The following is a 24362-nucleotide window of genomic DNA, read 5'->3' as shown; positions in this document are numbered from 1 at the left end:
TGACTTTGATGTCTGACCCAATTTGTGGTGAGGCCAAAGTCCTGTCATCTCGATGGATAATCGGTACCTCGATGACTTAGCTGATATGAACATGGTGGTGACCAGCAATGGTGATCATGATGGTGATGTCAGTTTAAGTTTATTCTGTTCCTAAACTTTGTCTAGGTCACACCCCACAAGGGTTCCCCTGGGCCATTAGCTCAGGTGGTTAGAGCGCACCCCTGATAAGGGTGAGGTCCCTGGTTCAAGTCCAGGATGGCCCATTCGTGTTTGGGGGTTTAGCTCAGTTGGTAGAGCGCCTGCTTTGCAAGCAGGATGTCAGCGGTTCGAGTCCGCTAACCTCCACTGACCAAACCTTCCTTTAGCGAAAGCAACAGGAGAAACTTTGATGGTGAGACTAGATTTTTTTGCTGTGAATGGATTTCAGCTTCCTTTCATTTGATTAGATTAGAGTCATTCTATTGGATTTATTTTTTTGAATAGATTCTACTAGAGTTATTTTAACATTTTAATCCATTGAAAAGACGCTGGACTCTTGCTCTGTTGGCTGTAAGGCTGATGGAGTGGTGGTCAGCAGAACCTTGACAACTGCATAGGTAAGTCTGAATATTAAGCATCTCATAGATGCTCAATTCCAGATCCAGTGATAGCTCCATTGGCTTGATCGCTTGCTTTGGTGAGCGGCGAGCGGATGGCGTTGTTGCTGAGGAGGAATTGAGAGATTCTAAAGTAAGAGCCGAGACTCTGCATGGTTCCTGGTTGTTGCCGAAACAACTGGGTTTGATCTTGTTTTTACCTCTGAAGTCTTTAATCTTTTAATCCTTGTGGTTGAAAGGTTGCAGAGCTGATGATGGTAAAACCAGGAGAATCTGCGTACAACCGCAGCAATGCTGTGTGGAGAAACATTGGTCAAGCTACAAAGGGCTCACGGTGGATACCTTGGCACACAGAGGCGATGAAGGACGTAGTTACCTGCGATAAGTCTCGGGGAGCTGGAAACACGCTTTGATCCGGGAATTTCCGAATGGGGCAACCCCTAGAACGGCCAGCTGAATCCATAGGCTGGCTCGAGCCAACCCAGCGAACTGAAACATCTTAGTAGCTGGAGGAAAGGAAAGTAAAAACGACTCCCTGAGTAGCGGCGAGCGAACGGGGACGAGCCTAAACCGATGGTTTCGACCATCGGGGTTGTGGGACAGCAATGTGGACCAGGGACGTTAGAGGAAGCGTTTGAATGGCGCGCCAGAGAGGGTGAAAGCCCCGTACTCGAAAACGAAACTGGCCTAGCTGTATCCCGAGTAGCACGGAGCACGTGAAATTCCGTGTGAATCCGCGAGGACCACCTCGTAAGGCTAAGTACTCCTGTGTGACCGATAGCGCAACAGTACCGCGAGGGAAAGGTGAAAAGAACCCCGGGAGGGGAGTGAAATAGAACATGAAACCGTGAGCTTACAAGCAATGGGAGTCCTACTCATAGGATGACCGTGTGCCTGTTGAAGAATGAGCCGGCGACTTATAGGCACTGGCAGGTTAAACCGGAAATGGTGGAGCCATAGCGAAAGCGAGTCTGAATAGGGCGATCGTCAGTGTTTATAGACCCGAACCCGGGTGATCTAACCATGGCCAGGATGAAGCTTGGGTGATACCAAGTGGAGGTCCGAACCGACTGGTGTTGAAAAACCAGCGGATGAGCTGTGGTTAGGGGTGAAATGCCAATCGAACCCGGAGCTAGCTGGTTCTCCCCGAAATACGTTGAGGCGTAGCGTTTAGTGCTATAGCAGGGGGGTAAAGCCACCGTTTCGGTGCGGGCTGCGAGAGCGGTACCAAATCGATACGAACTCTGAATACCCTGTGTGAAACTAGGCAGTCAGACTGTGGGGGATAAGCTCCATGGTCGAAAGGGAAACAGCCCAGACCGCCAGCTAAGGTCCCTAAATCAATGCTGAGTGATAAAGGAGGTGGGATTGCCCAGACAACCAGGAGGTTTGCCCAGAAGCAGCCATCCTCAAAGGAGTGCGTAATAGCTCACTGGTCGAGCGATCCTGCGCCGAAAATGAACGGGGCTAAGCATTGTACCGAAGCTGCGGATTTAATTGTTCTTAGGAACATTCAAATGGTAGGGGAGCGTTCCATGTGGGGTGAAGCGTTAGCGTAAGCGGGCGTGGACTGCATGGAAGTGAGAATGTCGGCTTGAGTAGCGAAAACATGGGTGAGAATCCCATGCCCCGAAACCCTAAGGGTTCCTCCGGCAGGCTCGTCCGCGGAGGGTTAGTCAGGACCTAAGGCGAGGCCGAAAGGCGTAGTCGATGGACAACAGGTCAACATTCCTGTACCTGTCATGTTTTGGGAAGGGGGACGGAGAAGGCTAGCCCAGCCAGATGTTGGTTACTGGTTCAAGCGTTCGAGGCGTTGAGGAGCGGAGAAAACGCTCTGAGCTGAGGCGTGAGTACGAGCTGCTACGGCAGCGAAGTGGGTGATGTCAAGCTTCCAAGAAAAGCCCTATACCCGTTAAGGCATGATGGCCTGTACCCGAAACCGACACAGGTGGGGTGGTAGAGAATACCGAGGGGCGCGAGATAACTCTCTCTAAGGAACTCGGCAAAATGGCCCCGTAACTTCGGGAGAAGGGGTGCCACCGCAAGGTGGTCGCAGTGAAGAGGCCCAGGCGACTGTTTACCAAAAACACAGGTCTCCGCTAAGTCGCAAGACGATGTATGGGGGCTGACGCCTGCCCAGTGCCGGAAGGTTAAGGAAGCTGGTCAGCGAAAGCGAAGCTAGCGACTGAAGCCCCGGTGAACGGCGGCCGTAACTATAACGGTCCTAAGGTAGCGAAATTCCTTGTCGGGTAAGTTCCGACCCGCACGAAAGGCGTAACGATCTGGGCGCTGTCTCGGAGAGAGGCTCGGCGAAATAGAATTGTCTGTGAAGATGCGGACTACGTGCACCCGGACAGAAAGACCCTATGAAGCTTTACTGTAGCTTGGTATTGTGCCCGGGCTCTGAATGCGCAGGATAGGTGGGAGGCTTTGATCCATGGCTTGCGGGTCATGGTGAGCCAACGGTGAGATACCACTCTTTCAGAGCTAGGGTTCTAACAGCCACCCGTTATCCGGGGGCTGGACAGTATCAGGTGGGCAGTTTGACTGGGGCGGTCGCCTCCTAAAAGGTAACGGAGGCGCGCAAAGGTTTGCTCAGGCTGGTTGGAAATCAGCCGACGAGTGTAAAAGCAGAAGCAAGCTTGACTGTGAGACCAACAAGTCGAACAGGGACGAAAGTCGGCTTTAGTGATCCGACGGTTCTGAGTGGAAGGGCCGTCGCTCAACGGATAAAAGTTACTCTAGGGATAACAGGCTGATCTCCCCCAAGAGTTCACATCGACGGGGAGGTTTGGCACCTCGATGTCGGCTCATCGCAACCTGGGGCTGAAGTCGGTCCCAAGGGTTGGGCTGTTCGCCCATTAAAGCGGTACGCGAGCTGGGTTCAGAACGTCGTGAGACAGTTCGGTCCATATCCGGTGCATGCGTAAGAACATTGAGAGGAGTTCTCCCTAGTACGAGAGGACCGGGAGGAACGCACCTCTGGTGTACCAGTTATCGTGCCAACGGTAAACGCTGGGTAGCCATGTGCGGAGAGGATAACCGCTGAAAGCATCTAAGTGGGAAGCCCACCTCAAGATGAGTGTTCTCATGGCTTAAGCCAGTAAGGTCACGGGAAGAACACCCGTTGATAGGCTCTACGTGGAAGCGCAGCAATGCGTGAAGCGGAGGAGTACTAATAGACCGAGGGCTTGACCAACACTTCGCTCTTGCTGCAGATAGCATGAGCTGTTTGATATTCAGAAGGATTCTGCCAACGGCCTGAAAGGGTGTGTTGATGGGATTCTACTTACCTAGGCAGTTCTCAGGGTTCACCTTGGGGGCAAGAGATTATTTCCTGGTGTTCATGGCACTGTGGACCCACTCCGATCCATCTCGAACTCGGTTGTGAAACGCAGTAGCGGCGACGATAGTTGGAGGGAAGCTTCCTGCAAAAATAGCTCGATGCCAGGATAAAACTCTTGTCCATCCATTTTTGGTTGAGCGCGGCTAGATCTAGCGGCTAGACCAAGACGAAAAGGCCACCGCAAGGTGGCTTTTTTTGTGGTTTGAAATCAGTCTTTTCAACTCAAGTCACTTCAACTCAGCCTGTGAGTTGAATGTCGTCCAGGCTGTTGATCAGGTTGTGGCTGCCGGGGTGCTGTTCTGGATTGCCAGCTCTGCGGCTGAAGCGTGTGGCCAGGCCGCTGGCCTGGGCGGCATCGAGCTCGGCAAGGGAGTCGCTCACGAACAGGATTTTGGCGGCAGATACGGCGAGAGAGTTGGCGATTTGTAGATAGCTGGCTGGATCCTGTTTGGGGCCGCTGCGGGTGTCAAACCAGGCGCTGAACAGTGGGCACAGATCACCGGCGTTGCTGTGCGCGTAGAGCAGTTGCTGGGCCGCTACGGATCCTGATGAATACACCGCCAGTTGCAGGCCATCGGCATGCCAGCGCTTCAGTGTTGGTGGCACATCGTTAAACAGGGGAGTGCACAGTTCGCCATCGGCATAGCCCTCGTTCCAGATCAATCCCTGCAGATCTTTGAGGGCGGTGAGCTTGCGGTCGGCATCGATCAGCTGCTGAAGAAAACGGCAGAGTTGATCAAGGCTGGGAGGCTCATTCTGTGGTTTTTTGGCTTCGTGATGGGCGCTGTGCCAGGCCGCGTTGAGATCGCTGAGCAACGGTTGCAGATCGGCATCCTGCCCGTGTGCTTGCAGGAAGGGCTGAAGGCGAGCTCGGGCGTAGGGGAAGAGCGTGGCGGCCACGAAGCTCACCGGGCAGGTGGTGCCTTCGATGTCGAGCAGGACATGGCTGATGGTGGTCATGGCGGCGTTGGTGGCTGCGTTCGTGGCTGTGTTCATGGCTTGGTAAGGGGTGGCAGCAGCAACTCACGCCAGCTCTGCTCGAGCAGGAATTCGAGAATTTCCAGATGGCGGCGGGCGCAGAAGAGATCCTGTCCCCAGGCATAGAGCCCGTGGCCGGCGATCAGCAGGCCGTGGGGGGCTTCGCCCAGGTGTGGTGAGGCCGCCAGGCTGAGGCGACGCAGATCCTGATCGTTGGCCAGCACGGGAATAGCAATCGAGCTGTTGTGGCTGAACTGGCCCGCCAGGCCCTTGAGCATTTCCAGGCCCTCTATTTGCAGAGAACCGATCCGCAGCGACCCGTTGCGCAGGGCCCGACGGGAGAGCAGGGTGGCGGCCTGGGAGTGGGTGTGCAGTACGGCTCCGGCCCCCGTGCGCCTGACGATTTCCAGGTGCAGCAGGGTTTCGGCGCTGGCTGCCCCATGGCCGGCGATCACCTGGCCCTCGCCATTCACCAGGATCAGGTCTTCGGGCTCAATGGAGCCCTTGTCGACACCGCTGGGGGCCATCAGCAGCTCCAGCGGCTCGGTCCGGCTGACGCAGCTGAAATTTCCGCCGGTGCCGTCGCACCAGCCCCTGGCATGAATCGCCGCGATGACTGCGCTCAAGGCCCTGGCCTGGTCGTCAGGAGCGGTTGTGGGCACGGACCCATTCACGGCACGATCACCATTCTCCTGCACCGGTTCAATGCTGGCAGTTGGGGCACCAGTGGCTGCTGCGTCCTGCCAGGCGCAGGCGCTGGATCGGTTGGCCGCAGCGGCGGCAGGGTTGGCCGCTGCGGCGATAGACCCAGGCGACGCCGCCGTAGTTGCCATTGGTGCCGCTGAGATCGCGGAAGTCGCTGAAGGTGGTGCCACCTGAGCCGATGCTGATCTCGAGCACCTCGATCAGTGATTGGCATAGCCGCTCGAGCTCTGCGGGGCTGAGGCTGCCGCTGCGGCGCTGGGGGGCCACGCCTGCGTTGAAGAGGGATTCATCGGCGTAGATGTTGCCGACGCCAGCCACCAGCGCCTGGTCGAGCAGGGCGGCCTTGATTGGGCGGACGGAGCCTTTGAGTTTCTGCTGCAGGTAGGGGCCGTTGAAGCCTGAGCTGAAGGGTTCGGGGCCCAGCTTCTGCAGGCCCGTCATCACGCTGGAGCAAGCCTGGCCGGAGGGGATGAACCACATCTGGCCGAAGCTGCGCACGTCGATGAAGCGCAATTCCTGCCCCTGGCGGTTCCAGCAGCGCACCCGGGTGTGGCGGCAGGGGTCGCGGGGTTGATCCAGCCAGAGAAATTGGCCGGTCATGCGCAAATGCACGCCCCAGTGGCCTGCCGCCTGGCCGCCGCGGCTCAGCTCGGCCATCAGGTATTTGCCGCGGCGGCTCCAGGTGCCCACCAGGCAACCGATCAGCCCGGCACGGAACTGATCGACATCTGCGGGCGCGGCGATGGCGCGTGCCCGCAGCACCTCGACCCTGTCGATCTCGAAGGCGTTGTTGAGCTGGCGCTCCAGCCCGCGGCGCACGGTTTCCACCTCAGGGAGTTCGGGCATGCGCTCAGGATTGATTCACGCAGCCTGGCAGGAAGGCTCAAGACGCGAGCACTGGGGTGAAGAGTGGGGTGAAGGCCTGTTCCGCCCGCGCCTTGAGCCAGGGGTTGAGGCGGTATTCGCCGCGGGTGTGGCCATGGCCGGCACAGAGATCGAGCACGGAGCCCACATCGAGGGCGATGCCGCCCTGCTCGCGGATGGCGTGGCAGTAGATCTTGCCCAGGATGCCGGCCGCTACGAGCACCAGCATTCCCGGGCGGATGGAGGCTTCGATCCAGGCGAGCACCTGCCCATAGATCACCGGGTAATGGGCATCGCTGCCATAGGCATCGGCACGGCGGTTCAATTCCCCTGGGATCAAGAAGCTGCTCGCCGCCAGGTGTGCCAGGGAGGGCGGCAGCGAAGGAGCGATCACTGCCGCCACCGCCAGGAACGGTCCATGGCGGTAGGCATTGTGTTGCAGAAGGAAGTTGTGCAGGTGCCAGCCGCCGTTGAGCAGGCGCGGCCGCAGGTTCTCCAGGGCAGCGCCTGGAAAGTGGCGCTGCAGGCCAGCGGCCACGGTGTGCATGAATTCAGGCCCGTGGTGGCATTGCTCCAGATCCGGGATGGCGATGAGGTCGCTGCCGGCGATGGCCTGACGGAAGTGTTCAAGGAGCTGCTCGTAGCTGGTGGGGTCGAGCCGGTTGCCCAGGGCATGGAGCTGGGGATCGATGTGTGTGCCGTTGGCGATGGCGCCACCGAGATCGTGACGCTCGCCGCAAAGGAACAGCCCCTCACCATCACCGAGGCGGATCAGGCTGAATGGTTGCTGCATCGCCTGGGCATCCCGCAGGGTTGCAACGAGCCCCTCAAGGGCCTCCGGGCTGGCTGCTTCTGGCGACTCCCAGTTGTGCCAAGGCCGGCGCAGGCTGGGGCCGAGCCTGGCGTAGAAATTTTCCGCGAGCGCTAGGGAGATGGGGGCCGGCTTTTCGCTGGCGGCAAGACAGGTCAGCAACTCTTGTTGCCGATCGGGGGGCAACGAGAGGCTGCCTTCTGCTGCAGCGGCACGCAGGCGGCGCAGGCCTTCCGGGGGAAGCAGCGGCACGATCGCCCAGGCCTGCGGATCGGAGCTGGGCTCCCAGTCCCAGCGACGGCCAGCGCAGAGCCAGAGCCAGGTGCGGTAATACCACTGCCAGGGACCTGGCGTGCAACGACTCAGCCGCTGCCAGGCCCGTTCGAGCAGGTCAGGATCGCGCAAGCGACAGACGGCTTCGATCGCGTCAAATGAGATCGGCTCGGTCTCCAGCGCTCCAGCCGCCAAGGTGCGAATGGCCGACGCGGGATCGGCGGATTCCCACAGACAGGAGAAGAGAGTGCTGGGAGGGTCGGGAGGTGCCGTGGTGTGAGGGAGTTGCCCCTGGCGCTCAGGTCGCACGATACCGGCGCCGTGTCTCCCTTAAACTGGATGCCATGGATTCCTTCGACCCTGTCGCCTAGATGTTGGCCCATCAGGTGCTCGAAGTACTCGATCAGGCGCTCGATTACACGCAACAGCTCGAGCGTCTCACGCTTGATGCCAATGAGGGCCTCAGCATGCCTTCGGAGTTGGCGCCAGGGCTTAGCGCGCAGCGTCTGAGGCTGGCTGAGCTGGTGGGATCTTTTCGAGAGGATCTGGCTGAATGCGACGATCCGGAGGCCATTGATCAGTGGCTGTTCAGGCGGATCTGTGCTATCTGGTCGCTGCATGCGCAGAACGAGGGCTTCCTGTCGCTGGGCAGCCACCTGTTTGCACTGCTCAGCGGTGACGCTGCTGAGCGGCTGCGGCAAGATTTGAAGGATCAGGTCTGCATTCTGCATATCAGCTGCCTGCCGAGAGTGGAGCAGGCTCAGCGAAGCCTCGATTCCTTCAAGAGCTTGGACAGCGAACTGCTCCATCTCATCGCGGTGGGAAATCCAGAGGGACGGGAAGGTGGTTTTCGCTTCAGCTATGGGGATTCGCTTCTCGGTCTGAGCTGCCGCGACGATTACGAAGGCCTCTGCAGCAAGTGCCTTCTCGCCTACACCTTGCTGGCCATGGTGGCGGCACCACGGCTGATCTACAAATTCGAAGACGACATACGGCTGGACTCAGCGGACCTCTTTCGATCCCACCTCCACGATCTGCTCAGAAACGACGTGGCCTATGCGGGGCATCCTGTCACCGGCTTTCCGAATCATCGCCAGTTCTGGAATGGAGATCATTTAGGTACGTGCCGGAACCAGAATCTGGATGGCCTCAGCTATCAGGCACCGATCGTCAGCCAGTACGCCGATGGGGGATTCGCCTACGTGCTTGGGCGACGCGGACTGGAGGCGCTCGCCTATGCCTTCGTTACCCATCAGGCGTTTTTGGCTAACGACACCATCCTCTTTGAAGATGCCACCGTTGGCTTGTTTCTGCAGATGGCAGGGATTGGATTGACGCCCGTGGCTCCGTTCTCCACTGGACTCACGTCCAAGCGGCATCGGATGCAGCTTGATCTCGCATCCGGTGGGCATCGGTTCACGGAGCGGCAGCAGGCTGGCCTGAAAAGCTTGCGGCAGCACCCGCTTCATGGATCTGTGCCAGGAGTACAGGCTGCCTTGAGGCTGAAGTTGGCTGATCCTGCCGAAAGGCTGGCCGAACATCCGCCACGGTTCGCTGCCAGGGTCAGCGCCGATCTCAAGGCGATGGTTCGCCGCTGTTTGGATGAGCAGGAACGACTTGGTTCGTTCCGGCCACGCCGGATCCATCTGGCCAGCAGGAGGCTGGGGCGATACTTCGATCCTGGATTATACGCAACGCTGGAAGACACGTTGCGTGGATTGCTCGAGCCCGCCTGTGGGAGCACGGCTCTGGCGGAGATTGAGCGGATCACGGTGGGGGAAAAACTCGGCCCACCACGCCGCGACACTCTCTATCTAGCGTGTCTGCACCTAATCAACGGGGAGCTGGAGGAGATCCAACGGATTCGGGCCGAGACAAACTCTCTGGTGATTGGTTGGTTCTGGGACAATCATCATAGCTACATTAGTAATTGTAGGCTTGCTAAGGAGCTGGATGTCTGTGTCCCTTCCCATCATCACGGCAGCGGTTTTTTGGCCGATGTCAATCCTAGAACCACCTATCCACTGCCACTCTGCTGCGCCCAGTGGTCGATGCCTACGCTGGAACGGCTTCTTGTCGCCACCCCGCTTGGCGATCAGCGCTCTACCGAAATATCTGGCCGGTTCACAAGTTATTCCAATACTAAAAGTGACTGGGCTGTCGGTACCAGGCGGAGTGAACTTGTGCGTTGCTATGGCAAGGGTTTGGTGAGTGAGCATGTGAAGTTACAGCTTGAAGAAAATGAAGTTTATTCCTATTTTACGATGTCGGCCGAAGAGCGTTTTGCTGACTGGTGCCAACATCTCTTCTCGCTTTGCCTGCCGGTTCGATCCGATCTCTCGTTGCGATTCTTCGACGCAATTGCAGCTGGACAACTGCCAATCGTGGATCGTGAGCTTGCTGGTGCCGTGCTCGACGACCTGGCTCCTTCCCTGATCGCCGGTCGTGATTTCCTGCTGGTGGACGTGTCGTCGCCCCGGGAACTGAGGGCGGCCAGGCAACGTGCGCTCGAGACCCATCGCCTTCAAGACCGGGAGGCGGCCAGCTTGCGAGTGCGGGGTGCCCACCTGTTGGAGCACCGCGTGGCGCTGATGTTCGAGGTTGGCCTGGAGGTGCTGAATGAACAGAAGTGGGTGCAGCAGCAACAGGCGTGCCAGCAAGGCCTGGAAGCCTTACGCCAGGCTCTCGATGCCTGCCTGGACGCCTTGGCGGCGGGCCGCGACGGCGAGGCTCTCGATCAACTCGCCACCATCCTGGAGCAACCGCCTGCCATCGCCTTGAAGCTGGAGGGAATCGCCGCCCAATGGATGGAACTGCTGGCCGCGATCGATGGGCGGATCCAGGCCGAAACCGAGGCGGCACCGGATGCGGACCAGAGAGCCGAGCTGTGTTGGTCTGGCGTGGTTGTGCTGGATCGGCTGGGGCCTCTCCTTTCTGGCGATGCCCTGCCAAGCTGGCTGCCCATCCTGAACGAACAGTTCAGCCGCTACGGGGCGCTTCAGTGGCGGGAGAGTTCTCATGCCGGCGGGGTGGCTGGCCGTGAAGCACGCCGGCGCGCGATCGTTCTGTTGTTACGACTCAGCCAGCTCCATGTCCCCTGCCCGGAATGGGTGTTGGGCGCAGCCAGGGAGCTTCTGGAGACTGACCTTGCAGATGATCAGGCCCTGCCAGAGAGCGCCCATTCCCGAATGCTGTTGTTGAAGCAGTGGCAGGACCAACTGGTGGATCACGCTGAAGTGCTTGCTCACTTAAAGCCCAATTTTGATCAGGCGAGCCGAGCCGCAGCCCGGCGCCTGCAGATCTCGGTGGTGATTCCCTTCCACGGCAAGGTCAGCGAGTTGGAGGTTGCACTGGCCGCCTTGGTTCTACAGACATTCCGCGATTTCGAGGTGGTGGTGGTGGCCGATGGCTGCGCTGTGGAGGAGGACGTGCTGGACGGGCTGAGGGCCCAGGGAATCCCCGCTTCCTTGTTGCAGCTTCCAGAGCGCCAGGGAGCCTTCCGCGCCCGAGCGGCGGTTGCCAATGCAACATCGGGCAGCTACCTCTGGTTCTTTGACCATGACGACCACGGGGAAGCAGTGTTCATGGAACGGATGCTGGCAAGGGCCCGCAGCACCGAGGCCGATGTGGTGGAGTGTCCATTCTGGGTCGTGCCACCAGGGAAGGCCCCTTACATCCTTCAGCAGTTTGCAACAGAAACGATGCGCGTGATGCCGCCATCCTGGAGAGCTATCTGATTGGTGAATCCCATAACAACCTGGCCAACAAACTGATCCGCCGCAGCCTTTTGGAGCAAGCCATGGCGCAGCTCAAGACTATGGGCCTCCCCAAGGACCCCCAGCTGAACTTCTGCGAAGACATGCTGTGCACGGTGCTGCTTTACCGTTGCGCGCACACCTATGCCAGCACCATCCAAACGGAGTATCGCTACCTCCAACGCTCCGATAGTTCCATGGTCAGCACGGATCCTGCCGTAGTCGACGCCTGCCTGATCAGTCTTGAAACCGTGTTGAAGGTTCTGCGGCCTCTGTTGCAAGACCATGGCCAGTCTTCTTCAGTGGTGGAATTCCGCAGCCGCGACGTGAACTGGAGCCTCAATAATCTGCTCTGCCGAGCTGGCAGCTCTCTTGGAGAGGAGAGTTTGAAACGGGTGGGCCGTATCCAAAGCCTCTACGACTGACAACGATAGGAACCAGGATCAACGTTTTTCACCGCAACTTTTTTGGGAAGGCTACGGACTCAATGCCTAGCTTGCTGTGGATTTGACCTTGGCCGTCAACCTGATCAGCTCCATATCGTTTGGTAGAACTTGTTGATTGCCTTGATGATCCAAACATCTGGGGTTACGTTTTACCGTTGAGAGTAGTTTCTGGCTCTTTCTCAGCAAATTCTCGGGCAATGAATTCTTGCATCTTCGCGAAACCATCCTTTTGAGTGATTCGATGAGCCTTGTCGGCCCCAGGCCCCATGCTGTGGATCACAACGAGCTCTATCGCAAGGTGATTCCTGGCTACATGCAACGGCACCAGTTCAAGCCTGGGATGACCGGCCTGGCCCAGGTGGAAGGGTGGCGCGGCGAAACCGCTGATCTTGAGGCGATGGTTCAGCGTATCGAGGCTGATCTGCGCTACCAACGCGATTGGTCGCTCGGGCTCGATCTCAAGATCATGATCAAAACCATCCTGAACATCCGTTCACCGAATGCCTTCTGACTCGTCTGCTGACGACCAGCAAAAAAATCCTGCCACGGAAACTCCGGGCAGGATTATCAGGTTTTAGAGCCTCAGGCCTACGGCCTTAAGCCTTGTCGAGTTCGAACTCGGCGAAGTTGTTGGTGTTGATGCCGCCGTCGGTGCCGCTGAATCCGGTGTAGTTCACCTTGTCAAAACGCACCACCACCGGGTAGCGGATACCGGAGGTGTCAACGGAGGCCACAGTGCCGACGTCGTTGAACCAGTAAGACTCAGCCCGCTTGATGCGCACCTTGTCGCCGCGTGAAATGGCCATCGCTGCCTAGATGAGGGTGACTTCCTTGCGGAAACTACCCGCGGCAGGGGCTTGGCAACCAGGTCATGTCACGAATCGTCGCCGCTTCGGGGTCAAGGGTCGCCCGGGCCCGCGTGGCACGATCGCCTCCCCTGCCCGTGGCCCTCGATGGAGGCACCTGTCCTCAGCCTCGAATTGCCCGATCCCAACCGCGAGGACATCAGCACCGTCGAGTTCCTCGCCCGGCTCGAGGAGGCCTGGGAGGTCTGTGATCGCTTCGATCTGCAGACCGAAATCTGGCGCGGCCGCATCCTCGGCTCGGTGCGGGATCGGGAAAAGCGCGGTGGCGAAGGCCGGGGCACCGGCTTTCTGCAGTGGCTGCGCGAGCGCGAGATCAGCAAAACCAGGGCCTATGGCCTGATCCAGCTGGCTGAATCCGCCGACAACCTCGTCGGTGGCGGCCTGCTGGAGCAGGCCAGCGTCAACAACTTCTCGAAACGGGCCTTCCTGGAGACGGCCCAGGCAGACGCCGAGGTGCAGCTGATGATCAGCGAGGCGGCCAACGAGGGCCGCCAGATCACGCGCAAACAGGTGCGCCGGCTCACCGATGAGTTCACCGCCGCCACCAGCCCCCTGCTGCCGGAGGAGATTCGCCAACGCACCCAGGAGAACCTGCTGCCGCCGCGGATTGTGGCGCCGCTGGTCAAGGAGCTGGCCAAGCTGCCGGAACCCCAGCAGGACGACCTGCGCCGCGCCCTGCGCGAGGAGCCGGAGCTGGAGCGGGTCAAGGACGTGACCCATACGGCCCGCTGGCTGAGCAAGGCGGCGGAGGCCGGCGCGGCGGTGCGGGCCTTCCAGCAGGGAGACCTCAACTTTGAAAAGGCCCTGCAGGAAGCCCAGCGCCTCGATGCCCTCGGCCTGCTGGCCGATGCCGTTGGCCAGGCCCAGCACATCGAGAGCGCCGTGCTCAAACTGCACACCAGCTGGCGGCGCCTGGGCGGCCTGCAGGAGCGGCTCTGGGTGGAGAGCGGCAGCAGCACCCCCCACCTGCGCGAGCTGCTCACCCTGTTGCAGAGCCTCAGTGGCAGCACGCTGCGGGTGTCACTCGGGGAGCTCGCCGGTGGCAAGCGGGTGCGGATTCAACTGGTGGAAGAAAGCCCAGACCAGCTTGAAGCGCCTCCCTTGCCCTGAACGCTCACTTTGAGCGCCCCCGTTCAACGGTGAGAGGATGGCCCCACGTGAAGGCCAGAGATGACCAGCAAAACTTCCGCAGACCTTCCGGCTACAGCCCCAGCGGTGGCGGGCACCAGCGCCTTTGTGCTCGTCTATCACCGCTCGCCGTTCGATGAAAAGATCGATGCCGATGGAACCCGGCATTGGGTGGATCAGAAGAGCCCCAACGGCATCATTCCCACCCTCAGGAACCTGTTTCGCAGCCAGCGCTCAGGCACCTGGGTGGCCTGGCGCCGCCAAGACGAAGAGGGGCCGTCAGACGACGAACTGGTCCAGATGGATCCCCCCAACGACTTCATGTTGCGGCGTCTGCCGCTGACCACCAAACAAATATCCAGCTTCTATCACGTCACGTCGAAGGAATCCTTCTGGCCGATTCTGCACTCCTTTCCCAGCCATTTCAGCGTTGACAATTCCGACTGGTGCATCTTTGAGGAGGTGAATGCCTCCTTCGCCAGGGCGGCCTGCCTGGAAGCCGCACCGGGGGCCACGATCTGGATTCATGATTACAATCTCTGGCTCGCGCCCGCTTACATCCGCAAGGAACGCCCCGATGTGCGGATCGCCTTTTTCCACCACACGCCCTTCCCGTCCACAGACGTCTTCAGCATTCTTCCCTGGCGGGATGAAATCCTCGACAGCCTGCTCTGTTGTGATTTAGTCGGTTTCCACATTCCCCGTTACGCCAACAACTTCGCCCGCTCGGCCGTCAGCCTCCGCGCCGTGAAGGGGGTGGATCCGGTGCCGGTCGCCGAGAAGTTCCGCCGTAACGGCAGCGCCCTGGCCGAACCGTTCGTTGTTCCTTACCTGATGCATGAAGGCCGGCGCGTGCGCATCGTCGCCTCGCCGGTGGGCACCTCCCCCGATCAGATCCGCCGCATTGCGTCCAGTCCCGAGATCTGCGCCATGTCGAAGCAGATCTCGGAGCAGCATTCCGACCGCAAGCTGATCCTCTCCGCCTCCCGGGTGGATTACACCAAGGGCAACGAGGAGATGCTGCTCGCCTACGAGCGTTTGCTGGAGGCCGACAAGACCTGGCACGGCAAGGTTGAGCTGTTCCTTGGCTGCGTGGCGGCTGCCGGTGGCATGCGCATCTACGACGACATCCAGCGGGCGGTGGAAGAAATCGTCGGCCGCATCAACGGCCGCTTTGCCCGCATCGACTGGACGCCGGTGCGCCTCTCGACCCGGCGGATTCCCTACGAAGAGCTGGTGGCCTGGTTCGGCGAGGCCGATGTTTGCTGGATCACCCCCCTGCGCGACGGCCTCAACCTGGTGGCCAAGGAATACGTGGCGGCCCGGCGGGGTCGCGATGGGGTGCTGGTGCTCTCCGAATTCACCGGAGCGTCGGTGGAACTGCAGGGGGCGGTGCTCGCCAACCCCTACTCCCACGGCAGCATGGACCGGGCCATTGCCGAAGCCCTGGTGATGCCCAAGCCCGAACAGTGCGAGCGCATGGTGACGATGAACCAGGCCGTCGAGGAGTTCACCGTGGAGCACTGGGCCGAGCAGCAGCTGGGTGAACTCAGCGTTCTGTGATCGTGGGCCGTGCCAGAGCCAGGCCCCGGGCGCTGGCCCTGGCGATCGTCCTGGCTGGGATCCTGGTCCTGCTGGCGCTGCCCGTGGCCTGGGCGCGGCCGCCGCTGACGATCACCGTGCTGATGCCCGCTCCCTTCGCTGAAGCCACCGCTGACACGGTGGCGGCCTTCAACCGCGACCACCGTCGGCTGCGCATCGCCGTGGCCCGCGGACCGTTTGAAACTGAGGCGGTGTCGGATCTGGCGATCAGCAGCCTGCTGCTGGGCGACAGCCCCTACGACCTGCTGATGATGGATGTCACCTGGACGGCCAAATACGCCGCCGCCGGCTGGCTGCTGCCCCTCGACGACTGGCTCGACGGCGATCCCCTTGTCGATGTTGTGCCCGGTGCCCGCGAGGGCAATCGCCTCGATGGCCAGCTCTGGCGCCTGCCGATGCTGGCCTCGATGGGCCTGCTCTACTGGCGCACCGATCTGATGGCGGCGCCGCCGCGCACGCCCGCCGAGTTGGTGGATCGCTCTAAAGAGCTGCAAGAGCAGGGCTTAGTGCGCTGGGGGTACGTCTGGCAGGGCCGTCAGTACGAGGGCCTCAGCTGTGTGTTCCTCGAAGTGTTGCGTGGCTTCGGCGGCCAGTGGGGCGGGGCGGCGGCCAGCGGCATCGGCCTGGACTCACCCCAGGCCGCAGCGGCCGCCTCCTGGCTGCGCCAGCTGGTCGAAACGGGTGTGACGCCCGCGTCGGTGGCCGATTTCGCCGAACCCGAAAGCCTGCAGGCCTTCGCCAGTGGCGAGGCCGCCTTCATGCGCAATTGGCCCTACGCCTGGAAAGAGCTGCAGAAACCGGGCAGTGCCGTGGCCGGCAAGGTGGCGATCACAACGATGGTGGCGGAGCCGGGCCAGTCGCCGGCTGCCACCCAGGGCAGCTGGGGGCTGTCGGTGCTGCGCGGCAGTGCCCATCCGGCCGAAGCCGTGGCGGTGCTGCAGGCCCTCACCGGTGAGCAGAGCCAGCGGCGGCTGGCCCGTGATTGGGGCTACACGCCCACGCTCGCCTCCCTGTTCGACGATCCCGAGCTGCGTGCGGCCCTGCCCCTGCTGCCCGCCCTGCGCCAGGCCCTGGAGGTGGCGGCCTTGCGGCCGATCACCCCGGTCTATGCCCAACTCAGCGACATCCTTCAGCGCCAACTCAGCGACGCGATCACCGGCGGGACGGCCCCTGAAGTGGCGATGGGCCGGGCCGGACGCAGCAGCCGGGCGGTGCTCAACGCCAGTGGCGTGGAGGCGGTCTGATGGGCGTGGTGCTGATCGGCCCGGCCCTGCTGCTGTTGCTGCTGGTGTTCCTCTGGCCGATGGCCTCTTACCTGTGGCTGAGTTTCCACGCCCAGAACCTGTTCACGGATCTCCAGCCCGTTCCGGTGGGGATGCTCAATTGGCACCGCCTGGTTCTCGATGCCCGCTTCTGGCAGGACGCGGCCCAGACCCTGCGCTTCGCGTTGGTGTCGGTGTCGTTGGAGCTGGGGCTGGGCCTGGCCATGGCCCTGCTGCTCAATCAGCGCTGGCGCGGTCGCGGGCTGGTGCGCAGCCTCACCCTGCTGCCCTGGGCCCTGCCCACCACGGTGATGGCCCTGGGCTGGCGCTGGATCTTCAACGACCCCAGCGGCCCGATCAACGGCGTGATCGCTGGCCTCACCGGCAGCACGCTGCCCTTCCTCGCCTCCCCCTCCCTGGCCTGGCTGGCCGTGGTTTTTGCCGATGTCTGGAAGACGACGCCCTTCGTGGCCCTGTTGCTGCTGGCCGGGCTGCAGATGATCCCCGCCGATCTCTACGAGGCGCTGGCGCTGGAGGGTGGCAGCGCCCGTCAGGCCTTGCTGCGCATCACCCTGCCCCTGCTCAGGCCCTACCTGCTGCTGGTGCTGCTGTTCCGCCTGGCCCAGGCCCTGGGCGTCTTCGATCTGATCGTGGTGCTCACCGGCGGCGGGCCTGCCAGCAGCACCGAGAGTGTGGCGGGCTACGCCTATCTCAATGCCATGCGCTTCCTCGATTTCGGCTACAGCGCCACCGTGATGATCGGCATGTTTGGCGTGCTGCTGCTGCTGGGGGGCGTGTTGTTGCTGGTTTTGCGCCGTCCTGCCAGGGCTTGAGCTGCCCCGCGCCCTTTTCCTTGCACTGATTTTTTTGTCAAGCACCCCGCATCCGATGCCTGCTTCGCCGTCTGCACAACCGATCGCCTCACAGAGGGGGCAGAACCCGCGCCGCTGGACCCTGGTGGCGTTGCTGCTGTTCTGGAGCCTCGCGCCGATGCTCTGGCAGCTCTACACCTCGCTGCGCACCCCCGATGCCCTGCTGGGCGGGCTGGCGGCGATCGGTCGGGGCTGGACCCTGGCCAACTACGGCCAGATCCTCAGCAGTGATCCGCCCTTCTGGCGCTACCTGCTCAACAGCACCCTGGTGGGGGTGGGAACAACGCTGCTGACCCTGCTGCTGGCCATCCCCTGCGCCTACGCCCTGCAGCGGCGCGGCGGCCTGCAGCGGCAGCTGGTGGATGGGGCCCTGCTGGTGGCCGCCGCCTTCCCCTCGGTGCTGCTGTTCCTGGCGCTGCTGCAGCTGGCGCGCCAGTTCGGCCTGGCCAACAACCTGCTGGCGCTCTGTCTGCCCTATGCCGGGCTTTCGCTTCCCCTGGCGGTGCTGCTGCTGGAGGCGGCCTTTGCCGAATTGCCCCGCGAGCTCGAAGAGAGCGCACTGCTGGAGGGCTTTGGCCTCTGGCAGCGTCTGCGCTGGATCCTGGTGCCCCTGCTCGGCCCGGCGGTGGCGAGCACGGCCGTGCTCGTGTTTCTGTTCAGCTGGAATGAGTTCCCGATCGCCCTCACCTGGCTGAGCCGCTCGGAGCTGCTCACCCTGGCGCCCGCCATGGCCCGCATCGCCGGTTCCTCGGTGTTCTCGGTTCCCTATGGCGCCTTCGCTGCGGCCACGGTGCTGGGCAGCGTGCCATTGCTGCTGCTACTGCTGGTCTTTCAGCGGCCGATCGTGGCCGGCCTCACCCAGGGCGCCATCAAGGGTTGAACCTGCTGTCCGCCGCTCCCGCCGATGACCGTTTCCAGCACGATTTCCAGCACCACCACCAGCGCTGCCACGGCGTTGCAGTTGGAGGGGATCAGCCGCCGCATCGGCGCGCGCACGATCCTCGAAGATCTCGATCTGACGGTGAGCCCCGGCGAGTGCCTGGCCCTGCTCGGCCCCAGCGGTTGCGGCAAGAGCAGCACCCTGCGCCTGATCTCCGGCCTCGATTCCCCCGACCGGGGCCGCATCCTGCTCGGCGAGCGCGACATCACCGCCCTGCCGCCGGCCCGCCGTCAGGTGGCGATGGTGTTTCAGAGCTACGCGCTCTATCCCCACCTGAGCGTGGCCCGCAACCTTTCGCTGGGGATGGAGATCCGCGGCGTCGATGCGGCCACCATCGCCCGCGACCTCGATGCCGTGCTCGAGCTGCTGCAGCTCGGTGAGCTGCGCCAAAGGCGGCCCGCCGATCTCTCCGGCGGCCAGCGCCAGCGGGTGGCCCTGGCTCGGGCCCTGCTGCGGCGCCCGCAGGTGTTCCTGCTCGATGAACCGATGAGCAACCTCGACGCCCAGCTGCGCGAGGAGCTGCGGCCCCAGCTGCGCGCGATCCTCTGCGGCGGTGGGGCGCCGGTGGTCTACGTCACCCATGACCAGCAAGAAGCCATGGGCATCGCCGATCGCATCGCCGTGCTCGATGCCGGCCGCCTGCAGCAGTGCGGCACGGCTCGCGAGCTCTACCACCGACCCGCCACGCTGTTTGTGGCCCAGTTCATCGGTCGGCCCCAGATCAACGTGCTCCAAGAACCCGATGGCAGCCTGCTGGCCGTGCGGCCCGAACACCTCCATGCTGTGCGGGAAGGTGGACTGCAGGTTCGGGTGGTGAGTCGGGAATGGCAGGGCGCCAGCCAGCAACTGCAGCTCGACACAGCCCGCGGACCCCTGCGCTGGGTCTGCGATGGCGGGCGAAGCATCGGCGATGCCGTGCGCATCGCCTGGGAGCCACAACATGAGCATCGATTTGCGGCCGGCGGCCGGCGTCTGACGGCTTGACCACCAATTCATTCTCTCGATTCACCCCCTCCATTCACCCTCTCCATTCACTGTCATGCCGAAAGCCAAACCTCCCTGGTGGGAAGGCTGCGTCATCTATCAGTTGATGCCGCGCAGCTTCCACGACGCCGACGGCAATGGCATCGGTGACCTGGCCGGTATCACCCAGAAACTTCCTTACCTGGAGTGGCTCGGGGTCGATGCGATCTGGCTGACGCCGATCTATCCCTCGCCGCTGCGCGATGGCGGTTACGACATCACCGACTTCACCAGCGTCCACCCCGATCTCGGCGATCTTCGCGACGTGGGGCTGTTGCTGGAGCAGGCCCACATCCACGGCATCCGCGTGATCCTCGACCTGGTGTTGAACCACACCAGCGTTTTGCACCCCTGGTTTCAGCGCGCCCTCTGGGCGCCCCAGGGCAGCAGCGAGCGTGATTTTTACGTCTGGCGCGACGACGACCAGGGCTATGCCGATGCGCCGGTGCTGTTCCGCCACTTCGAAGCCTCGAACTGGGAATGGAACGAGGTGGCGGGCCAGTTCTACCTGCACCGTTTCCTGCGCCACCAGCCCGATCTCAACTACGCCAATCCCGAGGTGCAGGAGGAGATGCTGAAGGTGGTCGACTTCTGGCTGGACATGGGGGCCGACGGCTTTCGCCTCGATGCCGTGCCCTTCCTGTTCGAGGCGGAGGGCAGCCGCTGCGAGGGCCTGCCCGAAACTCACGCCTTCCTGCGGCGGTTGAGGGCCCGGGTGGAGGCCAGCGGGCGGGATGTGCTGCTGTTGGCCGAGGCGATCCAGCCGGTCGATGAGTCGGCGCCCTACCTGGCCAACGATGAACTGCATGCCGCCTTCGACTTCGGCCTCACGGCCCACCTGTTCGCGGCCGTGGCCAATGGCCGCAGCGATGCCCTGCGCGATTGCCTCACCCATGCCCAGGAGATGGTGCCGGGCTGCCGCTGGGCCCTGCCGCTGCGCAACCACGATGAGCTCTGGCTCGGGGATGGTCACCTGGTGCCCGATGCGGTGGTGGAGGCCATCCTCAATGGCTTTCCCGACGCACGTGACCACTGGCTGAACTGGGGAATCAACCGGCGGCTGGCCCCCCTGCTCAATGGCGATGCCAGGCCCAACACCCTGCTACATGCCCTCATCTACAGCCTGCCCGGCCTGCCCTGCCTCTATTACGGCGATGAACTGGGCATGGGCGACTGGCCGGGACTGCGCGACCGCGACCCCAACCGCACACCGATGGCCTGGAGCCGGGCCCCCAACGGTGGTTTCTCCAGCGCTCCAGACCCCTTGCTGGTGCTGCCGCCGATCACCTCACCCGGTTTTGATTACCGCGTGGTCAACGTGGAGGTGCAGCAGCAGCTCTCGGGCTCCCTGCTCAACTGGCACCACCGCATGCTCACCAGTCGCCGGTTGCTACCGGCCCTGCGCTACGGCGACATGGTGATGATCGAGAGCGGCCACCCCAGCGTGCTCTGCTACGCCCGTTCCTGCCAGGAGCGCAGCGAGGGCGAGGAAACCCTGTCGGCGATGACGGTGATCGTGGCCGCCAACCTCTCCGGCACGGGCGCCTCCACCCGGCTCGACCTCAGCCAGTGGCAGGGCCATCGCATGCGCGAAACGCTCTGGGGTTGTGAGTTTGCCCCGGCGAGCCCGGAGTGGTTCGTCTACCTGCCCGCCTATGGGTTCTTCTGGTGGCTGGTGAGCGAGTAGGCCGCGGCGGCTTCCTGCTCGAGCAGATCGCCCACCGTGCCCTCCAGCCGGTCGGCCTCGGCCTGATCGACAAAGGCCAGCCGGCAGCGGCGGGCCAGCACATCCTCCGGTTGCCGGGCCCACTCATGGCGGGCCATGTGGCGCACCTCCGCGGCGGTCAGGGGGATCACGTCGCTGAGGGGGGTGCGCTCGCTGGCATCGGCGGCGCAGGCGAGCACCGCGGGGGCCTCCAGGCCATGGCTGGCGATCAGGTGGGCCGCCAGTGGGCCTCCCAGCTCGTTGCTGAGCTTTGTGGCCAGGGCGGCCAGCTCGGCGGCGCTGCGGCCGGGGTCGCTGGCGGCACCCAGGATCGCTCCGGCGACAGGCTCCCCCAAGGGCCGGCCGAGCTGCTCGGCCACCACGGCCAGGGCGTCGATGGCCATGCTGCGGCAGGTGGTCCACTTGCCGCCCATCACGCTGATCAGACCGCAGCTGAGCCGCTCCACCGCGTGCTCCCGCACCACCCGCGCCGTGCCGGCGGCCGCTTCCGCCGCTGTTTCGGGCAGCAACAGCGGGCGGCCGCCGGCCCAGCGGCTGCTCACCTGGCGTGGAGTATCTGAGGGGAACCAGCGCTGCACGTAGTCGAGCAGGTAGGCCTCTTCGTTGGCGGCGGGCCGCTCGGCTTCGGCCAGGGGGCAGGCGGTGTCGGTGGTGCCCACCAGCGTGCGGCCGAAGAAGGGCAGCATGAACAGCACCCGACCGTCGTCGGTGGCGGGCACCAGCAGGCCCAGGCCGCCGGGGCAGAGGTCGTCGTCGAGCACCACGTGCATGCCGCGGCTCACCTGCAGCCTGGGCGGCAGATCGGCCTGGGCCATGCGGCGCAGGGCGTCGGCGCCGATGCCGGTGGCGTTCACCACCACCCGGGCGCGCAGCCGCTGCCTGGCGCCATCCGGCTCCGCTGCGATCACGGCCCCATTCAGCTGGCCCTGGCCGTCGCGCAGCAGCTCCACCACGGCGCTGCGGGTGTGTACAGCGGCGCCGGCGAGGGCGGCGCTGCGGGCGATCAGCAGGTTGAGGCGGGCGTCGTCGAAGCGGGCATCGGCGTAGGCGACGCCGCCGTGGCCAGGCGCCAGCTCGGGCATCTGGCGGCTCACCTCCTGGCGCGAGAGGCAGCGGCTGGCGCTGATGCGCCGCCGGCCGGCCAGCAGGTCGTAGACCGCCAGGCCGGCGCCGTAGTAGGCGGTGGCCAGCGGGTTGCGGGTGGGCAGCAGCAGCTCCAGGGGCTGGGCCAGGAACGGCACGGCCTGCAGCCAGTGGCCGCGCTCGCCCAGAGCTTCGCGCACCAGCTGCAGCTGGCGCAGATCAAAGGTTTTGACGGCCAGCTCCAAATAGCGCACGCCGCCATGCAGCAACTTGGTGCTGCGGCTGCTGGTGCCCGAGGCGATGTCACTGCCCTCCACCAGCACCACCGAGAGGCCGCGGCGCACGGCCTCCAAGGCGATGGTGGCGCCGGTGGCGCCGGCGCCGATCACCAGCAGATCGAAGACCTTGTCCGGGTCGTGGCCAGGGTTCTGGTCAGGGCCGTGACTGGGGCCTGAATGGTTGGGGCCAGGAGAAGACATTCCGTTGGCGATCGGCAAGGATTCTCTGCGGAGGTGCGGTCTGGGCGGCTCTGGGCCTCTCCTCAGGGTTGCGCATACCAGGCCAAACTGCGACGCACCGCCTCCCGCCAGCGCTTCAGCCACCGCTGGCGGTCGTCTTCGCTGAGGCTTGGTTGAAAGCGGCTGGCGGCTGGTTCGCCGGGGATGGTCGCCCAGGCCTCAAGGCCAGGCACCAAACCGGCATCGAGGGCGGCGAGCAGGGCCACGCCCCGGCTGGTGCTCTCGAGATCGGCGCGGCGGCGCACCTCCAGGCCGCAGCTGTCGGCCTGGGCCTGCAGCAGCCCATCGGCGGCGGCGGCGCCGCCATCGGTGGCCAGCTCCTTCAGCGGAGCTCCCAGGGCTTCGGTGGCCAGCTCCACCAGGGTGGCCACGGCCAGGGCGATGCTCTCGAGGGTGGCCCGGGCGATGGCGCCGCCGCCGGTGTCGCGGGTGATGCCGATCAGCAGGCCGCGGGCGTGGGGATCCCAGTGGGGCGTTCCCCAGCCTGTGAAGGCCGGTACCAGCATCAGGCCGCTGCCGGCGGGAGCTGTTGCCGCCAGCGCATCGATCTCGGCGGAACTCTCGATCAGGCCCAGCCCGTCACGCAGCCACTGGATGGCGGTGCCGGCATTGAGCACGCTGCCCTCCAGGCAGTAGGTGGCGGAGCCGTCGGCGCCGCACCAGCCGTAGGTGCTCAGCAGGCCCCCGTCGCTGCGCACGATGCTGCTGCCGGTGTTGATCACCAGAAAGGCGCCGGTGCCGTAGGTGCATTTGGCTTCACCCGGCTGCAGGCAGTTCTGACCCAGGGTGGCGGCCTGTTGATCGCCGAGCATGGCCCGGATCGGCACACCGGCGAAGGGCAGCTCCGCAGTGATGGCGCCGAAGTCGGCGTGGCAGGGGCGCAGCTCCGGCAGGAGGCCGGCCGGCACCCCGAAGGCGTCACAGAGTTCCGGATCCCACTGACCCCGCTCCAGGTCCATCAGCAGGGTGCGGCTGGCGTTGCTGCGGTCGGTGGCATGCACCTGGCCGCCGGTGAGGCGCCAGAGCAGCCAGCTGTTGACGGTGCCAAAGCAGAGCTCCCCGGCCGCAGCAGCGGCCGCCGCCTGCGGCTGCTCGCGCAGCAGCCAGACGATCTTGCTGGCGCTGAAATAGGGATCCAGCAGCAGGCCGGTGCGGCCCCGCACCAACGGCTCCAGGCCGTTGCGTTTCCAGTCGGCGCAGAGGCCGGCGGTGCGGCCGTCCTGCCAGACGATCGCCGGCCCCAGCAGTGCCCCGCTGCGGCGATGCCAGAGCAGGGTGGTCTCCCGCTGGTTGGCGATGCCGCAGGCCGCCACGGCGCGGCGTTGCTCCGGGCTGATCGCCTGCTCCAGGGCTTGGAGGGCCGCCAGCTGGCTGGCCCAGATCTCTTCGCCGTCCTGCTCGACCCAGCCGTCGGCGGGGTGCCGGCAGCTCAGGGGAGCGCTGCGGCTGAGCAGCCTCTGGCCTGCGGCGGTGTGGAGGGAGGCCCTCGAGCTGGTGGTGCCCTGGTCGAGCGTCAGAAGGAGGGCGTCGTTGGGCATGGGGGCTCCGTTTTGTCCGTGCTAGCGCTG

The 24362-nt window shown here is 63.4% G+C and carries 17 protein-coding genes, 2 tRNA genes and 2 rRNA genes; 14 read left to right on the top strand and 7 right to left on the bottom strand.

Going from position 1 to position 24362, the window contains the following annotated elements; translation table 11 throughout:
• Window positions 1–189 precede the first annotated feature (189 nt).
• The 4 genes from BM449_RS04225 (at window position 190) to rrf (ending at window position 4049) form a co-directional block, all read left to right on the top strand.
• Window positions 190–263: transfer RNA gene (locus tag BM449_RS04225), tRNA-Ile, on the top strand.
• 9 nt (window positions 264–272) lie between these two features.
• Window positions 273–345: transfer RNA gene (locus BM449_RS04220), tRNA-Ala, on the top strand.
• A 562-nt stretch (window positions 346–907) separates the two neighbouring features.
• Window positions 908–3795: ribosomal RNA gene (locus tag BM449_RS04215) — 23S ribosomal RNA — on the top strand.
• A gap of 137 nt (window positions 3796–3932) precedes the next feature.
• Window positions 3933–4049: ribosomal RNA gene (gene rrf / locus BM449_RS04210) — 5S ribosomal RNA — on the top strand.
• A 130-nt stretch (window positions 4050–4179) separates the two neighbouring features.
• Here rrf and mtnC read toward each other — a convergent pair.
• From mtnC to BM449_RS04190, 4 genes are read right to left on the bottom strand one after another with little or no spacing between them, the layout of a single operon-like run.
• The gene (mtnC, locus tag BM449_RS04205; protein ID WP_083544379.1) at window positions 4180–4938 is read right to left on the bottom strand and encodes an acireductone synthase; all 759 of its coding nucleotides are present in this window, start codon (window positions 4936–4938) and stop codon (window positions 4180–4182) included.
• Complete coding sequence (gene mtnB, locus BM449_RS04200; RefSeq protein ID WP_071801958.1) at window positions 4935–5582, bottom strand: methylthioribulose 1-phosphate dehydratase; 648 nt, start codon at window positions 5580–5582, stop codon at window positions 4935–4937. Before mtnB ends, mtnC begins: the two co-directional genes overlap by 4 nt.
• Before the next feature lie 40 nt (window positions 5583–5622).
• A complete protein-coding gene (locus BM449_RS04195; protein WP_071800188.1) occupies window positions 5623–6471 on the bottom strand; it encodes a DNA-formamidopyrimidine glycosylase in 849 nt (282 codons plus the stop codon).
• A 37-nt stretch (window positions 6472–6508) separates the two neighbouring features.
• Window positions 6509–7882 carry a hypothetical protein gene (locus tag BM449_RS04190; protein WP_145536606.1) on the bottom strand — a complete coding sequence of 458 codons (1374 nt, stop codon included), beginning with the start codon at window positions 7880–7882 and terminating at the stop codon, window positions 6509–6511.
• A 62-nt stretch (window positions 7883–7944) separates the two neighbouring features.
• Here BM449_RS04190 and BM449_RS04185 point away from each other — a divergent pair, with 62 nt between their 5' ends.
• The 3 genes from BM449_RS04185 (at window position 7945) to BM449_RS04175 (ending at window position 12285) form a co-directional block, all read left to right on the top strand.
• Window positions 7945–11310, top strand: a complete 3366-nt coding sequence (locus tag BM449_RS04185; protein WP_071800185.1) for a glycosyltransferase — start codon at window positions 7945–7947, stop codon at window positions 11308–11310.
• Between the two features lie 62 nt (window positions 11311–11372).
• On the top strand, window positions 11373–11753 hold the full coding sequence (locus BM449_RS04180) for a hypothetical protein (protein ID WP_145536609.1): 381 nt from the start codon (window positions 11373–11375) through the stop codon (window positions 11751–11753).
• Window positions 11754–11979: 226 nt separating this feature from the next.
• Window positions 11980–12285, top strand: a complete 306-nt coding sequence (locus BM449_RS04175; protein WP_071800181.1) for a sugar transferase — start codon at window positions 11980–11982, stop codon at window positions 12283–12285.
• A gap of 85 nt (window positions 12286–12370) precedes the next feature.
• On the opposite strand, the gene BM449_RS04170 is transcribed toward BM449_RS04175, so the two are convergent.
• Window positions 12371–12580, bottom strand: a complete 210-nt coding sequence (locus tag BM449_RS04170; RefSeq protein WP_071800179.1) for a photosystem I reaction center subunit IV — start codon at window positions 12578–12580, stop codon at window positions 12371–12373.
• Between the two features lie 147 nt (window positions 12581–12727).
• Here BM449_RS04170 and BM449_RS04165 point away from each other — a divergent pair, with 147 nt between their 5' ends.
• The 7 genes from BM449_RS04165 (at window position 12728) to BM449_RS04135 (ending at window position 21154) form a co-directional block, all read left to right on the top strand.
• Window positions 12728–13750 carry a hypothetical protein gene (locus BM449_RS04165; protein ID WP_071800177.1) on the top strand — a complete coding sequence of 341 codons (1023 nt, stop codon included), beginning with the start codon at window positions 12728–12730 and terminating at the stop codon, window positions 13748–13750.
• Window positions 13751–13810: 60 nt separating this feature from the next.
• Window positions 13811–15331 (top strand): glucosylglycerol-phosphate synthase, encoded by a 1521-nt coding sequence (ggpS, locus tag BM449_RS04160; protein WP_071800176.1) that lies wholly within the window; start codon window positions 13811–13813, stop codon window positions 15329–15331.
• A gap of 2 nt (window positions 15332–15333) precedes the next feature.
• Window positions 15334–16614, top strand: coding sequence for an ABC transporter substrate-binding protein (locus BM449_RS04155; RefSeq protein WP_233831066.1), 1281 nt, complete (start codon window positions 15334–15336; stop codon window positions 16612–16614).
• Entirely contained in the window at window positions 16614–17465 is an 852-nt protein-coding gene (locus BM449_RS04150) for a sugar ABC transporter permease (protein ID WP_071800175.1), read from the top strand. Before BM449_RS04155 ends, BM449_RS04150 begins: the two co-directional genes overlap by 1 nt.
• 157 nt (window positions 17466–17622) lie before the next feature.
• Window positions 17623–18384, top strand: coding sequence for a carbohydrate ABC transporter permease (locus BM449_RS04145; protein WP_071801956.1), 762 nt, complete (start codon window positions 17623–17625; stop codon window positions 18382–18384).
• Between the two features lie 24 nt (window positions 18385–18408).
• Entirely contained in the window at window positions 18409–19428 is a 1020-nt protein-coding gene (locus BM449_RS04140; RefSeq protein ID WP_071800174.1) for an ABC transporter ATP-binding protein, read from the top strand.
• 55 nt (window positions 19429–19483) lie between these two features.
• Window positions 19484–21154: an alpha-amylase family protein gene (locus tag BM449_RS04135; RefSeq protein WP_071800173.1), complete on the top strand. Its 1671-nt coding sequence runs from the start codon at window positions 19484–19486 to the stop codon at window positions 21152–21154.
• On the opposite strand, the gene BM449_RS04130 is transcribed toward BM449_RS04135, so the two are convergent.
• A complete protein-coding gene (locus tag BM449_RS04130; protein WP_233831063.1) occupies window positions 21121–22773 on the bottom strand; it encodes an FAD-dependent oxidoreductase in 1653 nt (550 codons plus the stop codon). The two genes, BM449_RS04135 and BM449_RS04130, sit on opposite strands and share 34 nt — an antisense overlap.
• Before the next feature lie 44 nt (window positions 22774–22817).
• Complete coding sequence (gene glpK / locus BM449_RS04125) at window positions 22818–24332, bottom strand: glycerol kinase GlpK (protein ID WP_071800172.1); 1515 nt, start codon at window positions 24330–24332, stop codon at window positions 22818–22820.
• Window positions 24333–24362 lie beyond the last annotated feature (30 nt).

The sequence above is a fragment of the Synechococcus sp. SynAce01 genome, assembly GCF_001885215.1.
Lineage (GTDB): Bacteria > Cyanobacteriota > Cyanobacteriia > PCC-6307 > Cyanobiaceae > Regnicoccus > Regnicoccus frigidus.
This window is presented reverse-complemented; position numbering and strand designations above follow the sequence as displayed.